Source organism: Micromonospora lupini, assembly GCF_026342015.1.
GTDB lineage: Bacteria > Actinomycetota > Actinomycetes > Mycobacteriales > Micromonosporaceae > Micromonospora > Micromonospora lupini_B.
The window spans coordinates 1061646-1077895 of sequence record NZ_JAPENL010000003.1; the positions used below are offsets into that span (position 1 = coordinate 1061646).

Consider the following 16250-nt stretch of genomic DNA (forward strand, 5'->3'; position numbering starts at 1 on the left):
TGTCGCTGTCGAGGAACACCGACGCCCGGGACGGCTCACCCGACCTTGCCCGCACGGTGGCAGCGCGGGCGCGGTCAGTCGAGGAGGGGGTCCAGGCCGACGGTGAGGCCGGGGCGGTTGCGCACCGCGCGGACGGCCAGCAGCACGCCGGGCATGAACGACACCCGGTCGTACGAGTCGTGCCGGATGGTCAACGTCTCGCCGGTGCCGCCGAACAGCACCTCCTGGTGGGCGACCAGACCTGTGGCGCGTACCGCGTGGACGCGTACACCCTCGATCTCGGCGCCCCGCGCGCCCGGCACCTCGTCCTTCGTGGCGTCCGGCACCGGGCCGAGACCGGCCTCCGCGCGGGCGCGGGCGATCTGCCGGGCGGTGTGCGTGGCGGTGCCACTCGGCGCGTCCAGCTTGCGCGGGTGGTGCTGCTCGATGATCTCGACGGACTCGAAGTGCCGGGCGGCCCGCGCGGCGAACTGCATCATCAGCACGGCGCCGATGCCGAAGTTCGGCGCGATCACCACGCCGACCCCGGGCTTGTCGGCCAGCCAGCCGCGCACCTGCTCCAGGCGCTCCTCGGTGAAGCCGGTGGTGCCGACGACCACGCTGATGCCCTGCTCGACAGCCCACCGCAGGTTGTCCATGACGACGTCCGGCGTGGTGAAGTCGACGACCACCTGGGCGGCGGGGAGTGCGGAACGGCTGTCGCCCTGGTCGATCGACGCCGTCAGCTCAAGATCGTCGGCGGCGTCGACCGCCTTGCAGACCTCGATGCCCATCCGGCCGCGGGCACCGAACACACCGACCCGGATCTTCTCCTGCTCGTGAGTCACGGGGCACAACCTATCCCAATCGGGACGTGCCCTCCCCGCCGGATCCGGTCCGCTCCACCGGCCGGGACGCGCCCCCGACGGCGCGGCGACAACCCTCAGGCGGAGAAGTCGCCCTCGCCGAACGGGCCGACGACTGCCAGCGACATCGGCCGGCCGAGCAGCTCGGCGGCGAGAGTGTTCACGTCCGCGACGCTCACCTCGTCGACCCGCCGGAGCAGCTCGTCCACGGGCATCAGGTCACCGTAGAGCAGCTCGCCCTTGGCCAGCCTGCTCATCCGGGAACCGGTGTCCTCCAGGCCGAGCACGAACGAGCCCTTGCTCATCCCCTTGCCCCGGGCCACCTCGGCCTCGGTCAACCCGTCGGCGGCCACCCGGGCCAGCTCGGCGCGGGTCAGGGCCAGCACCTCGTCCACCTTGCCGGGCGCGCAGCCGGCGTAGACGGCGAACAGGCCGCTGTCGGCGTACTGGCTGGCGTAGGAGTAGACCGAGTAGGCCAGGCCGCGCTGCTCGCGGATCTCCTGGAAGAGGCGGCTGGACATGCCGCCGCCGAGGACGTTGTTGAGCACCCCGAGGGCGAAACGCCTGTCGTCGGTGCGGTCGATGCCCGGGCAGCCCAGCAGGACGTGCGCCTGCTCGGTCTCCTTCGGTTCGACGAGTGTGGTGGCCGGCTTGGTGCGTACCGCCGGGGTGGCCGCGCGGTGTGCGGCCGGCGCGGCAGGGTCGCTGTCAAGTGGCGTGCCACGCACGGCCTGCCGGACCAGCTTGACCACCGCGGCGTGGTCGAGATTGCCGGCGGCGGCGATGACGATCTGCGGCGCCGTGTAGCGACTCCGGTAGAAGGTCTGGATCTGCCTGCGGGTCATCGGCGTGACGGTCTCCTCGGTGCCGGAGATCAGTCGGCCCAGCGGGTGGTCGCCGTAGACGGCCCGGGCGAAGAGGTCGTGCACCTCGTCGCCGGGCTCGTCGTCGTGCATGGCGATCTCCTCAAGGATCACGCCACGCTCGGTCTCCACGTCGGCCGGCTCCAGCAGCGAGTCGGCGACCAGGTCGCACATCACGTCGATCGCCAGCGGCAGGTCCTCGTCGAGCACGCGGGCGTAGTAGCAGGTGTATTCCTTCGTGGTGAAGGCGTTCGTCTCGCCACCCACCGCCTCGATCTGCGACGAGATCTCCAGCGCGGTGCGCTTGTGCGTGCCCTTGAAGAGCAGGTGCTCCAGGAAGTGCGCGGCGCCGGCCTGCGGACGGGTCTCGTCACGCGAGCCCACCGCCACCCAGACGCCGAAGGACACGCTGCGCATCGCCGGGATCGCCTCGGTGAGCACGCGCAGACCGCTGGGCAGCACGGTACGTCGTACCGTGCCGCCCAGCGGGTCGTCGCTGAGCGTCCGGGTCACCGCGCGGGCGGCACCGCCGGAGCGGCCCGCCCCGTTGTCCCGGGACGCAGCCACCCCCCGTCGATCCGGTGGAAACGGCGCACTGAAGGCCCGACTCACGTGTTGCTCCCGGTTCGACGAGGGGTGGGTGTTGCAGGTGCCTGTGGTCAGCTGTGCCGGGTCCGGCGGCGCGGACGCTCGCCGCCCTCGCCACCACCCTCGCCGCCGCCGTTGCCACCCTCGCCACCGGTGCCGCGCTCCGGACCACGCCCGCCCCGGTCGCCGCCACGCTCGCGGTCGCCCCGGTCACGCGGACCCCGGTCGCCCCGGTCCCGGCCGGACGGACGGTCGCCACCGGCGGCCTCACCGGCGGCCGGCGCCTCGGCGCCCTCCGGACGGACCTTGTCCAGGTAGATCTTGCCGCGGGCGTCGATGTCCGCGATCTCGACCTCGACCCGGTCACCGACGTTGAGGAAGTCCTCAACGCGCTCGACTCGCTTGCCGTCGCCCACCTTGGAGATGTGCAGCAGGCCGTCGCGGCCCGGCAGCAGCGAGATGAACGCGCCGAACGCGGCGGTCTTGACCACCGTGCCGAGGAACCGCTCGCCCTGCTTGGGCAGCGTCGGGTTGGCGATCCCGTTGATCCGGTCGACGGCCGCCTGGGCCGACGGGCCGTTGGTGGCGCCGACGTAGATCGTGCCGTCGTCCTCGATGGAGATCTCGGCGCCGGTCTCGTCCTGGATCGCGTTGATGGTCTGACCCTTCGGGCCGATCACCATGCCGATCTTGTCCACCGGGATCTTGACCGTGGTGACCCGCGGCGCGTAGTCGGACATCTCGGCCGGAGCCTCGATCGCCGCCTTCATGACACCGAGGATGATCTGCCGGGCCTCGTTGGCCTGCTGCAACGCAGCGGCCAGCACGTCCGACGGGATGCCGTTGAGCTTGGTGTCGAGCTGCAGCGCGGTGACGAACTCAGGCGTGCCGGCGACCTTGAAGTCCATGTCACCGAACGCGTCCTCGGCACCGAGGATGTCGGTGAGCGTCACGTACTGGGTCTTGCCGTCCACCTCGTCGGAGATGAGGCCCATGGCGATGCCGGCGACCGGCGCCTTCAGCGGCACACCCGCGGAGAGCAGGCCCAGCGTCGAGGCGCAGACCGAGCCCATCGAGGTGGAGCCGTTGGAGCCGAGCGCCTCGGAGACCTGCCGGATGGCGTACGGGAACTCCTCGCGCGACGGCAGCACGGGGATCAGCGCCCGCTCGGCGAGTGCGCCGTGGCCGATCTCGCGCCGCTTCGGCGAGCCGACCCGGCCGGTCTCACCCGTCGAGTACGGCGGGAAGTTGTAGTTGTGCATGTAGCGCTTGCGGTTCTCCGGGGACAGCGTGTCCACCATCTGCTCCATGCGGAGCATGTTCAACGTGGTGACGCCCAGGATCTGGGTCTCGCCGCGCTCGAACAGCGCCGAACCGTGCACCCGGGGCAGCACGCCGACCTCGGCGGTCAGCGGCCGGATGTCACGCGGGCCACGCCCGTCCATGCGGACCTGCTCGCGCAGCACGCGGTTGCGCACCTCGGACTTGGTCAGCGACCGGAAGGCGGCGCTGAGCTCCTTCTCCCGACCCTCGAACCGAGCGCCCAACTCCTCGGCGACCCGAGCCTTGACCCGGTCCAGGGCCTCCTCGCGGTCGGCCTTGCCGGCGATGGTGATCGCCTCGGCCACCTCGGTGCGGGCCAGCTCGGAGACGGCGTCGTAGACGTCGTCCTGGTAGTCCAGGAAGACCGGGAACTCGGCGACCGGCTTGGCGGCCACCTCGGCCAGCTCGGCCTGCGCGCGGCACAGCTCGCGGATCGCCGGCTTGGCGGCCTCCAGGCCGCTGGCGACGACCTCCTCGGTCGGGGCGGTGGCACCTGCCGAGATCAGGGTCACGGCGTTCGGGGTGGCCTCGGCCTCGACCATCATGATGGCGACGTCGCCGTCGTCGAGCGTGCGGCCGGCCACGACCATGTCGAAGGTGGCGCGGGCCAGCTCCTCCAGGGTCGGGAAGGCGACCCACTGGCCGTCGATGTGGGCGACCCGGGTCGCGCCGATCGGGCCGGAGAACGGCAGACCGGACAGCTTGGTCGACATCGAGGCGGCGTTGATGGCCACCACGTCGTACGGGTGCTGCGGGTCGAGCGCCAGGATCGTCTCGACGACCTGGACCTCGTTGCGCAGGCCCTTGACGAACGACGGGCGCAGCGGCCGGTCGATCAGCCGGCAGGTGAGGATGGCGTCCTCGCTGGGCCGGCCCTCACGGCGGAAGAACGAGCCGGGGATGCGGCCCGCGGCGTACATCCGCTCCTCGACGTCGACGGTAAGCGGGAAGAAGTCGAACTGCTCCTTCGGGTGCTTACCGGCGGTGGTGGCGGAGAGAACGACCGTCTCGCCCAGCTGGGCGATGACGGAACCGGCGGCCTGGCGAGCCAGCCGACCGGTGGAGAAGGTGATCTCGCGGGTGCCGAAGGACCCGTTGTCGATCACGGCGGTGCGGGATTCGGTGCCGAGTTTGGTCTCGGTCATGTGCTGTCGTGCTCCTTCGCGTCGTGGGCCCGCGACGTCGGGGAGCTGCTCAGCCGGCCGGTCTTCGATCGAAGCGCCCGGGTGGCCGGCGTGCTGCCGGGTTCCCGGGGGCCACTACCGGAGACCGGTACGCTGACCGGCTCCCTCTCGGGTTGGTCGCGCGGCCCGTGTTCTTCAGGTGGGACGCCGATCGGGGGAGCAGCCGTACGGCCGCTCCCCCGTCACGTCACCGGCGCAGACCGAGCCGCTCGATGAGCGTCCGGTAGCGGGCGATGTCCTTCTTCTGGACGTAGTTGAGCAGCCGACGGCGACGGCCGACCAGCAGCAGCAGCCCACGGCGGCTGTGGTGGTCGTGCTTGTGCACCTTCAGGTGCTCGGTCAGCTCGGCGATCCGCTTGGTGAGGACCGCTACCTGGACCTCCGGCGAACCGGTGTCGCCCTCGGCGGTGGCGTACTCCGCGCGGATGCTGGCCTTGGCTTCCTGGTCGAGCGCCATGTTCTCCCTGTTTCGATGGGTTGATCAAGTAGGTGTCCGTCGTCCCGGTGGACCGGGAACGGACCGGTACCTCGCACCCGCGGCGTCGAGCAGGCACGCGAGGCCCCACGCCGGTCACCCGACGTCCCCGCAAGCCTACCAGCACCCACCGGAAGCGCCCGGTCAAGGGCCTGCGCGACCCGGTGGATGATCAGCTCAGAGCGCTCCGGGTGCGTGCGACGTCCTGTTCGATCTGGGCGATCAACGGCTCGATCGAGTCGTAGCGGACCTGACCGCGCAGGTGCGCCACGAAGTCCAGGGCCAGCCGCTCGCCGTAGAGGTCGCCGTCGAAGTCCAGCGCGTACGCCTCCACCCGCCGCTCCCGCCCGGAGAAGGTCGGGTTGGTGCCTACCGACACCGCGGACATCAACGGCTCGGACTGGCCCCGACGGATCAGGCGGGCGGCGTACACCCCGTCGGCCGGCACCGCCGCGTACCTGTGACAGAGCAGGTTCGCGGTGGGGAACCCCAGCACGCGACCGCGCTGGTCACCGCGGACCACCACGCCCTCCACCCGGTGCGGGCGACCCAGCGCGCCCGCCGCGGCGCCCACGTCGCCCGCGTCGACGCAGGAGCGGATGTACGTGGAGGAGAAGACCGTGCCGTCCGCGGCGACAAGCGGGCCGCCCTCCACCCCGAAGCCGAAGGTCTTCCCCAGCCGCTCCAGCAGCGCCACGTCGCCCGCCGCCCGGTGCCCGAAGCGGAAGTTGCCGCCGACCACCACAAGCGCCGCGTGCAGGTGCTCGACCAGGATGTCGTGCACGAACTGCTCAGGCGTCAGCCGGGAGAACTCCGGCGTGAACGGCACCACGCAGAGCACGTCCACGCCGAGCGCCTCGATCAGCTCGGCCTTGCGGGCCGGCTCGGTGAGCACGGCCGGATGCGAGCCGGGACGGACCACCTCGGCCGGGTGGGGGTCGAACGTGACCACCACCGACTGCACGCCCAACTCCCGGGCCCGGGCCACGGCGTGCCCGATGGTCGCCTGGTGCCCCTTGTGCACGCCGTCGAAGACGCCGATGGTGACGACCGAGCGCCCCCAACCACCGGGCGCCGCGTCGTACCCCCGCCACCGCTGCATGCCGTTCCTTTCCTGCTGTCCCGCCGGTCGGCGGGTCGACACCGCCGGCGGCGAAGCCGGCGGACCTGCGTCCCGCCGTCAGGCGGGGGCGAGCACGATCTCCGCGCGGGCCCGCCCGTCCCGCTCGCTGACGATAGCGATCAGGCCGCCGGTCGGTCCGAAGACGGCGTACGGACCGGCGATGCCGGCCGGGTCCAGCGGACCGCCGTGGCCGAGGACCTTCGCCTCGTCGGGTGTCGCCTCCCGGCGCGGGAAGAACCGGTCGGCCGCCGCGTCCAGCGGCAGGTTGACCACGGCCGGGGCGCGCCCCTCCAGCTCGTCGAGCGTGGCCGCCTCGGCGAGGGTGAAGCCGCCCACCGCGGTGCGGCGCAGCGCGGTGAGGTGCCCACCGACACCGAGGGCAAGGCCCGCGTCCCGGGCGATGGCCCGGATGTACGTTCCCGAGGAGCAGGTGACGTCCACGTCCACGTCCACCACGTCCGGCTCGGCCCGGCGGATCGCCAGCACCTCCAGCCGGGAGATGGTGACCCGCCGCGCCGGCAGCTCGACGCTCTCGCCGTCGCGCACCCGCTTGTACGCCCGCTGCCCGTCGATCTTGATGGCGCTGACCGCGCTCGGCACCTGGTCCACCTCGCCGCTCAACGCGCTCAACGCCGACCGGATCGCGTCGTCGGTGACCTGCCCGGCCGGAGTGCTGGCGATCACGTCGCCCTCGGCGTCGTCGGTGACCGTGGCCTGGCCGAGCCGGATGGTGCCGGTGTAGCTCTTGCCCGCGCCGATCACGTAGGTAAGCAGTCGGGTGGCCCGGCCGACACCGATCACCAGCACACCTGTGGCCATCGGGTCGAGGGTGCCGCCGTGCCCGACCCGTCGGGTCTTCGCCAGTCGGCGGATCCGCGCCACGACGTCGTGCGACGTCATGCCGCCGGGCTTGTCGACCACGATCAGACCATCGGTGCTCACGTCGCCCAAGCCTGCCAGACAGCCTCTCGGTGACCGGAGTCGCCCGGCGCCCTCGGCCGCCCGACCCCGGCCCGCTGCCGCCACGGCGGCGCCCTGATGCCCGCTGGCGCTGTAGACGCCGAACGGGACAGCACCACCGTCGGCCGGATGCGAAGATCACTCGCCCGCTCCCGCCGAACCAGGACGTCACGATGACCAGCGAAGACCCCACCAGCCCGCCGAACACCACAGACCGGTACGCGGTCGCCAGCGAGACCGACGACATCCGGGTGCCGGACTGGATGCGGAGTACGGCGACCGAGACCCCCGTGACCGGCACGGATCGGCTGCGGCTGAGCTGGGAGCAGCATGCGGGCAAGCTGCTCGGCGGTGTCGGTGGGCTGGTCGCGCTTGCCCTGCTGGCCGTGCTGGCGTGGAGTGGGTACAGCGCCGTGCAGCGGATCCACGACGGGGAGCCGCTGCTGGACCGGGGCTCCTCCACGACGCCTCCCCGGCCGGTCGACGAGAGCGGCAACAGCCTCGGACCGTACGTCGGCACGCCCGCGGAGACCTTCGCCGTGGGTGCGGCGGCGATCACGCTCCCGACGGCCAAGGCTGCCGCTCCGTTCACCGCCAAGCAGGTCGGTGACGCGTTGGCAAAGGTCAAGAACGCGTTGATCCAGAGCCGGCTCGACCCGTCCATGCTCTTCGGCGATCCGGACCAGTTCCTCGCTCTCCTGGCCCCGGACGCCCGCACCTACCTGGGCAAGGACTTCACGCAGGGGACGAGCCTGAACTACGCCACCCAGGTCGACCGCGGCACCGACCCGAGCCTCGAACTCGCCGACGGCATCCGGGCCAGCGGCACCGTGGAGTACCTGTCGACGACTGACAGCGACGGAGTCCGGGTCCTGGCGATCACCACCCGGTTCATCTGGGTCTACCCCTTCGACCTGCCCCGCCCGCAGGCGTACGCCCCGGGCGCCGAACTCGTCACCCTCCGGGACCAGGTCGTCTGGCACCTGCCGCACCACGACGACGTGCGGGCGGGCTCGGCGGGGCTGTGGGTGGACAGCGCCGACGTGACGGTGTTCAACGCGACCTGCGCGGCGATCCGGAAGGGTCGGATCGACCTGGACACCGCGCCCGCGGTGGGCCTGCCGAACACCGCGCCGACCGGGGACGTCTACGGCCCGGGATGGCGTCCCGGCGACGGCGAGAACTGCTGAGCCGGGGGCGGACCGTCAGCGCACGGCCCCGACCACCGCCCAGCCGCCACCGCGCAACCGCAGCAGCAGGGCGACGAGGCGGATCGCCACGAAGAGGGCGAGCCCGGCCCAGATGCCGCCCAGCCCCAGGTCCAGCCCGTACGCCAGCCAGATGGCCGGCAGGAAACCGCCGAGCGCCGCCACGATGGTGAGGTTGCGCAGGTAGCGCCCGTCGCCGGCGCCGATCAGCACGCCGTCGAGCGCGAACACCACTCCGGCCAGCGGCTGCATGGCGACGAACCACGGCCAGGCCACCATTGCCTGCTCGCGTACCTGCTCGTCGGAGCTGAACCAGGACGGCACGACGCCTGCGCCGGCGGCGATGAGCAGCGCGAAGGCGACGCCGCAGACGCCGCCGAGCAGGCCGATCCGGCGGGCCAGCGCGCGGGCTTCCGCCGCGTCGCCGGCCCCGAGCGCGGCGCCGACCAGGGACTGCGCGGCGATGGCGAGGGCGTCGAGCACCAGCGCCGTGAAGAACCAGAGTTGCAGGGCGATCTGGTGTGCGCCGACGGCGGCGGCGCCGAAGCGGGCGGCGACGGCTGTCGCGGAGAGGAAGCTGGCCTGGAACGCCACGCCCCGGATCAGCAGGTCGCGGCTGAGCACGAGTTGCTGGCGGATCACCCGGGGTCGGGGCCGCAGCGACACCCGTTCGGCGACCAGCGCCGCGGCGAAGAGCCCACCGGCGATCGTCTGGGCGACCACGTTGGCGATCGCCGAACCGGTCAGGCCGAGCCCGCCGGAATAGACCAGCAGCGGGCAGAGCAGCGCGGAGAGCAGGTTGGGGCCGAGCACGAAGAGCAGCGGCCGGCGGGTGTCCTGCACGCCGCGCAGCCAGCCGTTGCCGGCGGCGGCGAGCAGCAGGCCAGGGGCGCCGAGCGCCGCGATCCGCAGCCATTGGGCGGCGGCGTCGGCCACGTCGCCGCCACCTCCGGCGAGGGTACGCGCCAACGCGCCCCCGCCGATCTGCATGCCGATCGCGACCAGCAGCCCGACGCCGAACGCGAGCCACGACGACTGGACTCCCTCGGCCACGGCCGCCGCCCGGTCGCCGGCGCCGAAGCGGCGGGCCGACCGCCCGGTGGTGCCGTACGCGACGACGGTGCCGAGCCAGGCGGTGAGCGTCATCACGGTGCCGCCGACGGCGAGCGCCGCGAGGGGCACCCGGCCGAGGTGACCGACGACTGCCGTGTCGACGAGCACGTAGAGCGGCTCGGCGGCCAGCACCACGAGGGCCGGCAACGCGAGGCCGGCGATCCGGCGCGGTGAGGCGGATCCGGTGGCGGTGGCGCTGGGGGCGTGGCTCATCGCCGCCGATCCTGGCACGACCACGGTAAGGATCGCAATCCCACCGAGGGCTTACTCAATCGGCGACGTCACCGGCCGGCGGATCTACTGGCGGGTGTCCATCGACGTCTGCAGCGCGCGGCGGGCCTGCTCGCGGGCGTCGTCGGTGGTGGTCTTGGTGGTCTCGGGCTTGGGCTTGTTCGGCATGGTGGCGCTCCTTCCAGGGTGCGAGCCACCGGCACGCGGCAGCCCTCACGGGCGGTCGTGCTGAGCGCCCCACGGCGGTCCGGGGTTACCGGAGCAGCCGGCTGGGCAGCGTGAGCCCGGGTCGGTCCGACCCTGGAGGGAGGCAGCGCGAGGTGTGGCACCACCGCCCACGACCTGCGCCACAACGTGGTGCCGGCCGCCTCCCAAGTTATCGTTCAGGTCCACATGCTGCTCCCGGTTCCCGCCATTTGGACGGTCGGGCACCCGGCTCAGCGGGCCAGGAAGTGCCAGCCCAGCCACCACCAGAACCCGAACAGACCGATCCTGCCCACCGGCACCGAACCGACCTCGTACCGCATCACGTACGCGCAGACCTCACCCAGGGTCGGGATGCGGGAACCCTCCCGCCGGGCCAACCACTCGACCCCGACGAACAGGGCGAGCGCGGTGAGGAAACCGCCGATAGCGAGCGCCCGCATCATCGCCGCACCAACCCCCAGAACGCGGCCAGCCAGGCGAACCAGGCCACCGACCGGGTCAGATGATCCTCCAGAAGGGGATCGGCCAGCCGGGAGAAGGTGGGGAAGTCGTCGCCCACGGCCAGCACGAAGGTCGCACCCTCGAAGACGCCGAAGACCACCACCGGCAACGCCCACCACGCCGCTCCCGCACCCAGCCGACGCGGCGCCGGCCGCCGCGGCACCCGGTTGCTCAGACCGAGCCAGATCAACACGCCGCCGGTGCCCAGCGTGTAGAGATTCGCCTCGGTGGAGAAGGACGCGAACCGGCCACCGACGAGGGACAGGCAGAGGAGAACCGGAACGGAGACGGCGGGCCGGTCCCAGGCTCGGGGGGCCTCCACGGTGAGATCGTGCGGCTGCTCCATCCCGCAATTCTTCCCGCTATCACGGAGCGCGGGAAGACCGACACTCCCCGGAGCTGACCCTGAACTTCCCGGCCCCGGCGGACACGGTCACCGCCGCCCGTACGCCGGACGGCCCGCAGCCGGTCAGGCGTCGCCGGTGAGCAGCGCCCCGGTCAGCTCGCCGCGGATCGCCTCGATGACCTGCTCGGCGGTGCCCCGGCCGGTGAACCCGGCCGCGAACGTGTGGCCACCCCCGCCCAGCGCCACCGCCACGCGGCTGACGTTCACCGCGCCCTTGCTCCGCATCGACACGGCCCACTCGTCCGAGGCGGTCTGCTTCAGCACGCAGCTCACGTCCGCCTCGGCGGTGCAGCGCACCGAGTCGATGAGCGCCTCCAGGACGTACGGCCGCTGGTCGTGGCGGGCCAGGTCGTCGAGGGTGGCGAAGGTCCACACCAGCCCTCGGCCGTCGGCGGCGGCCGGCTCCAGCCGGGCACGGCCGAGCACCTCCCCGAAGAGGCGGACCGCGCCGAAGGGTCGGGTGTCGAACACCCGCCGGGAGATGTCCCCGGGTGAGATGCCGGTGGCCAGCAGGCGGGCGGCCAACTGGTGCACCGCCGGAGTGGTCGCCTCGAACCGGAACGAGCCGGTGTCAGTGGTCAGCGCCACGTACAGGCACTCGGCGATGGCCCGATCAAGCGGTACGCCCAGTCGCGCCAACAACTGCTCGGCGACCACCGACGTGGCGGCGGCCCGCGGGTCGACCAGGTTGACGGTGCCGAAGCCCGGGTTCGAGGCATGGTGGTCGAGCACCAGAGCGGCGGACGCCGTCGACAACCGACCGGCCAGCTCGCCAAGGCGCGACTCGCTTGCCGCGTCGAAGCAGATCACCAGATCCGGAGCCGGGTCGGCAGCGCTAGCCGGGACCAGCAGCTCCAGGCCGGGCAGCCCCCGGAACGGGTCGGGCACCTCCGGCGGCCCGGGGAAGGTCGCCTGCAACAGGTGTACGCCCAACTGGCGCAGGCCCAGCCCGAAGCCGAGCATGCTGCCCAGCGCGTCGCCGTCCGGGTTGACGTGGCAGATCAACAGCACCCGGCTCGTCGACGGGAGGGCACGGATCAGCGCCTCCGCCGCGGCCCAGTCCGCCTCGGCCGGGCCGGTGTCGACCGTCGCGGCGAGTTGAGCACCGGCGGCGGCCGTCACCGCGCTGCCCCACCCCGGGGCTGCTCCGTGACATCCGCGGCCACGTCGGCCTCGTCGTCGGTCTCGTCGTCGTCGGTCTCGTCGTCGTCGACCCGGTACGGCTGCGCCTCGCCCGCGTACTCCGCGCGGGCGGCGAGCCGCTGCACCTCCGCGTCGGCGTTGCGGGCGGCGGCGAGCAGGTCGTCGATGTGCTTGACCTGGTCCTGTACGTCGTCCAGGACGAAGGTGAGCGTCGGCGAGTGCCGCAGCCCGAGCGCCTTGCCGACAGTGCTGCGCAGCAGCCCCTTGGCGCTCTCCAGAGCCGCAGCGGTGTCCGCCTGGGCCACCGCGTCGCCGAGGACCGTGTAGAAGACCGTCGCGTCACGCAGGTCAGCGGTGATCCGGGCGTCGGTGATGGTGATCATGCCGAGCCGCGGGTCCTTGATCTGGCTCCGCACCACCGACGCGACCAGCTCACGCACCCGTTCCGCGTGCCGGCGTACCTTGGCCGGATCAGACATCTCGCCACCTCCACGGCGTCCTGCTCCCGGCCGACCCGACGACCAGGGGGCCGCCGGCCGACCGGCCAACATCTCGAACACTACCTGCGCGGCGGCACCGGTCGCCCGGCACCGCCGGCACCCTGAGTCAGTCGTCGTCCACGCCGTACAGCCGGCGTCGGACCGACAGCAACTCGACCTCGGGGCGCGCGGCCACCAGGCGCTCACAGGAGTCGAGCACCTCGCGGACGTGCGCCGTCTCGGCGGCGACCACGGCCACCGCTATCTCCGCTCGACCGTGCAGATCGAGCGCACCCACCTCGGCGGCCGAGACCTCGAAGCGGCGCAGTGCCGCCACGATCGGCCGTACATATGATCTCTTGGCTTTGAGCGACCGGGAGTCACCCGGCAGCAGCAGGTCGAAGACCGCGGTTCCGGTAAACATCGTCCCGGACGATACCGCCAACCCACCTCGCATGATCAAGGGGTTTACGCCGTGCGGCGTAAACCCCTTGATCAGCGTGTCACTGCCGGATCAGGCGCGAGCCTTCTCCCGCATCTCGAAGGTCTCGATGACGTCGCCGACCTGGACGTTGTTGTAGCCACCCAGGGTCAGACCACACTCGAAGCCCTCGCGGACCTCGGTGGCGTCGTCCTTGAACCGCTTGAGCGAGGTGATCGTGAGGTTGTCCGCCACGACCGCCCCGTCCCGCAGCAGGCGAGCCTTCGCGTTGCGTCGGATGATGCCCGACCGGACGATACAACCGGAGATGTTGCCGATCTTGGACGAGCGGAAGACGTCGCGGATCTCCGCGCTGCCCAGCTCGACCTCCTCGTACTCCGGCTTGAGCAGGCCCTTGAGCGCTGCCTCGATCTCCTCGATGGCCTGGTAGATGATCGTGTAGTACCGGATCTCCACGCCCTCGCGGTCGGCCATCTCGCGGACCTTGTTCGAGGCCCGCACGTTGAAGCCGATGATCGTGACCGGCTCCGACGAGGCACTCGCGAGCATGACGTTGCTCTCGGTGATCGCGCCGACGCCCCGGTCGAGGACCTTGAGCTGGACCTCCTCGGGGATGTCGAGATTGAACAGCGCGTCCTCCAGGGCCTCCACCGAACCGGAGACATCGCCCTTGAGGATGAGGTTGAGCGACGTCTTCTCGCCCTCCTTGAGCTGCTCCATGAGCGTCTCAAGAGTGGCCCGACCACGGGAGTTGGCGAAGGACGCCGCCCGCCGCCGTGCCTGCCGCTGCTCGGCGATCTGCCGCACCGTACGGTCGTCCGCCGCGGCGAGGAACGTGTCGCCCGCGCCGGGAGGCGCGGTCAGACCCAGCACCATGACCGGACGCGCCGGACCGGCCTCGGTGAGCTGGTTGCCGTTCTCGTCGAGCATGGCCCGGACCCGGCCGTGCGCCCCACCGGCGACGATCGAGTCGCCCGCCCGCAGGGTGCCCTTCTGCACGAGCACCGTCGCCACCGCACCGCGACCCTTGTCCAGGTGCGCCTCGATGGCCACACCCTGCGCCGGCCCGTCGATCGGCGCGGTGAGCTCCAGCGACGCGTCGGCGGTCAGCAGGACAGCCTCGAGCAGTTCCTCGATGCCGATGCCCGGCTTCGCGGCCACGTTGACGAACATGGTGTCGCCGCCGTACTCCTCGGCGACCAGGCCGTACTCGGTCAGCTGCTGGCGGACCTTGTCCGGGTTGGCCTCCGGCTTGTCGACCTTGTTGACCGCGACCACGATCGGCACGTCGGCCGCCTTGGCGTGGTTCAACGCCTCGATGGTCTGCGGCATCACGCCGTCGTCGGCCGCGACCACAAGGATCACGACGTCCGTCACCTGGGCGCCACGGGCACGCATGGCGGTGAACGCCTCGTGGCCCGGGGTGTCGATGAACGTGACCGCCCGGTCCTCGCCCTCATGCGGGACGTGCACCTGGTAGGCGCCGATGTGCTGGGTGATGCCACCCGCCTCACCGGCCACGACGTTCGCCTTACGGATCGCGTCGAGCAGCTTGGTCTTACCGTGGTCGACGTGACCCATGACGGTCACGACCGGCGCACGACTGACCAGACGCTCCTCGGCCACCTCCGCGTCGAGGTCGATGTTGAACTGCGCGAGCAGCTCGCGGTCCTCGTCCTCCGGGCTGACGATCTGGATGTCGAAGCCCAGGTGCTCACCCAGCAGCTGCAGGGTGTCGTCAGAACAGGACTGGGTCGCGGTGACCATCTCGCCCAGGTTGAACATCTCCTGGACCAGCGAACCCGGGTTGGCGTTGATCTTGTCAGCGAAGTCCGACAGCGAGGCGCCACGGGAGAGCCTGACGACCTGACCCTGACCCCGGGGAGCACCCGAGCTCATGGTCGGAGCCGACAGGTTGTCGAACTCCTGTCTGCGCTGCTTCTTGGACTTGCGACCGCGCGTCGGCCGGCCACCCGGACGCCCGAAGGCACCCGCGGCGCCGCCGCCACGGCCACGACCACCCGCACCCGGACGGCCACCGCCACCGGAGGGAGCACCCGGACGGAAACCGCCGCCGGGAGCACCGCCACCGCCGCCGGGACCACCACGGTAGCCACCGCCACCGCCGGCACCCGCGCCGCCACCGGGGCCGCCGCGGTAACCGCCGCCACCACCGGCGCCGCCGCCGGGACCACCACGGAAGCCGCCGCCACCGCCACCGGGGCGACCTGCGCCGCCACCGGGACGACCCGCGCCACCCGGGCCGGGACGACCGGCAGCCGGACGCTGACTCGGCATGGACGCCGGGCTGGGCCGCGGCGGCATGGAGTTCGGGCTCGGCCGCGGCGGCATGCCCGCCGGGCTGTTGGGCCGGGGGCCACCCGCACCCGCGGCCGGCGGCCGCTGCTGCTGGCCACCCTGGATACCGAACGGGTTGTTACCGGCGCCGCGCGCCGGCGGACGACCGCCCGGTCGGGCACCGGGACCCGGCGCCGGCGTGTTCGGCCGAGCGGCCGGCGAACCGGGACGGGGCGGCATCGCGGCCGGACCAGGCCGCGGACCGGGGCGGTTGCCGTCGGCCGGAGGCTCCCGGCGAACGGGGTTGTCCCGCTGCTGCTGGCGGGCGGCCTGCGCGGCCTTGACCGCGGCCTCCTGCTCAGCCTTCAGCGCGGCGGCACGCGCCTCCGCGGCCGCCACCTCGATGTCGTGGGCACTCGCCGGCTTGGCGACCGGGGCCGCGGACTGCGGCGCACCGGGCACCGGACCCTTGGGCTTCGGACCGGGTGCCGGCGCGGCCGGCCGCCGAGGCGGCATCGGCTTCGCCGAGACCCGGGGGGCGCCCGGGGTCGGAGACGGCGTCGGGGTCGGCGTCGAAGCCGGCGTCGGCGCGGGCGCCGACGGGGCGGCCGGCGCCGGAGCACCGGAAGACGCGACGAAAGCGTTGCGCAGCCGTCGGGCGACGGGCGCCTCGACAGTGCTGGACGCGGACTTGACGAACTCGCCCATTTCCTTCAGCTTGGCGAGAACGGTCTTACTCTCGACCCCGAGCTCTTTTGCAAGCTCGTGAACGCGGGCCTTGCCTGCCACTGCACTCCTCACTCCGAGGTCGTGCGGGCAGCACCCGCAGCGACCTCACTCGTGCACTTGAAGCCTGGTCAT

The 16250-nt window shown here is 72.2% G+C and carries 14 protein-coding genes; 1 reads left to right on the forward strand and 13 read right to left on the reverse strand.

Translation table 11 applies throughout. From position 1 onward, the window contains the following. Positions 1–74: 74 nt before the first annotated feature. The 6 genes from dapB to truB all read right to left on the reverse strand — a co-directional run bounded on the left by dapB (position 75) and on the right by truB (position 7343). Positions 75–827 (reverse strand): 4-hydroxy-tetrahydrodipicolinate reductase, encoded by a 753-nt coding sequence (gene dapB / locus OOJ91_RS32870; protein WP_266251229.1) that lies wholly within the window; start codon positions 825–827, stop codon positions 75–77. Between the two features lie 95 nt (positions 828–922). Then, positions 923–2320 carry a M16 family metallopeptidase gene (locus tag OOJ91_RS32875; protein ID WP_266251231.1) on the reverse strand — a complete coding sequence of 466 codons (1398 nt, stop codon included), beginning with the start codon at positions 2318–2320 and terminating at the stop codon, positions 923–925. A gap of 47 nt (positions 2321–2367) precedes the next feature. Beyond that, on the reverse strand, positions 2368–4764 hold the full coding sequence (locus tag OOJ91_RS32880) for a polyribonucleotide nucleotidyltransferase (protein ID WP_266251233.1): 2397 nt from the start codon (positions 4762–4764) through the stop codon (positions 2368–2370). A 226-nt stretch (positions 4765–4990) separates the two neighbouring features. Further along, a complete protein-coding gene (gene rpsO / locus OOJ91_RS32885) occupies positions 4991–5260 on the reverse strand; it encodes a 30S ribosomal protein S15 (protein WP_007456699.1) in 270 nt (89 codons plus the stop codon). Between the two features lie 190 nt (positions 5261–5450). Further along, positions 5451–6380 (reverse strand): bifunctional riboflavin kinase/FAD synthetase, encoded by a 930-nt coding sequence (locus tag OOJ91_RS32890; RefSeq protein ID WP_266251235.1) that lies wholly within the window; start codon positions 6378–6380, stop codon positions 5451–5453. Between the two features lie 78 nt (positions 6381–6458). Beyond that, positions 6459–7343: a tRNA pseudouridine(55) synthase TruB gene (gene truB / locus OOJ91_RS32895; protein ID WP_266251237.1), complete on the reverse strand. Its 885-nt coding sequence runs from the start codon at positions 7341–7343 to the stop codon at positions 6459–6461. Between the two features lie 191 nt (positions 7344–7534). Between truB and OOJ91_RS32900 the strand changes: the two genes are divergently transcribed. Further along, positions 7535–8551, forward strand: coding sequence for a hypothetical protein (locus OOJ91_RS32900; protein WP_266251239.1), 1017 nt, complete (start codon positions 7535–7537; stop codon positions 8549–8551). A 15-nt stretch (positions 8552–8566) separates the two neighbouring features. On the opposite strand, the gene OOJ91_RS32905 is transcribed toward OOJ91_RS32900, so the two are convergent. From OOJ91_RS32905 to infB, 7 genes are all read right to left on the reverse strand, one after another. Continuing rightward, entirely contained in the window at positions 8567–9895 is a 1329-nt protein-coding gene (locus tag OOJ91_RS32905; RefSeq protein WP_266251241.1) for an MATE family efflux transporter, read from the reverse strand. Between the two features lie 455 nt (positions 9896–10350). Next, positions 10351–10560, reverse strand: coding sequence for a DUF6186 family protein (locus OOJ91_RS32910; protein ID WP_234588302.1), 210 nt, complete (start codon positions 10558–10560; stop codon positions 10351–10353). Further along, the gene (locus tag OOJ91_RS32915; protein ID WP_266251243.1) at positions 10560–10967 is read right to left on the reverse strand and encodes a hypothetical protein; all 408 of its coding nucleotides are present in this window, start codon (positions 10965–10967) and stop codon (positions 10560–10562) included. The genes OOJ91_RS32910 and OOJ91_RS32915 overlap by 1 nt, the downstream gene beginning before the upstream one ends. Before the next feature lie 123 nt (positions 10968–11090). Next, positions 11091–12149: a DHH family phosphoesterase gene (locus OOJ91_RS32920; RefSeq protein WP_266251245.1), complete on the reverse strand. Its 1059-nt coding sequence runs from the start codon at positions 12147–12149 to the stop codon at positions 11091–11093. Next, entirely contained in the window at positions 12146–12649 is a 504-nt protein-coding gene (gene rbfA / locus OOJ91_RS32925; protein ID WP_266251248.1) for a 30S ribosome-binding factor RbfA, read from the reverse strand. The genes OOJ91_RS32920 and rbfA overlap by 4 nt, the downstream gene beginning before the upstream one ends. A 127-nt stretch (positions 12650–12776) precedes the next feature. Continuing rightward, complete coding sequence (locus OOJ91_RS32930; protein WP_266251251.1) at positions 12777–13073, reverse strand: DUF503 domain-containing protein; 297 nt, start codon at positions 13071–13073, stop codon at positions 12777–12779. A gap of 90 nt (positions 13074–13163) precedes the next feature. Beyond that, a complete protein-coding gene (infB, locus tag OOJ91_RS32935; RefSeq protein WP_266251253.1) occupies positions 13164–16178 on the reverse strand; it encodes a translation initiation factor IF-2 in 3015 nt (1004 codons plus the stop codon). Positions 16179–16250 lie beyond the last annotated feature (72 nt).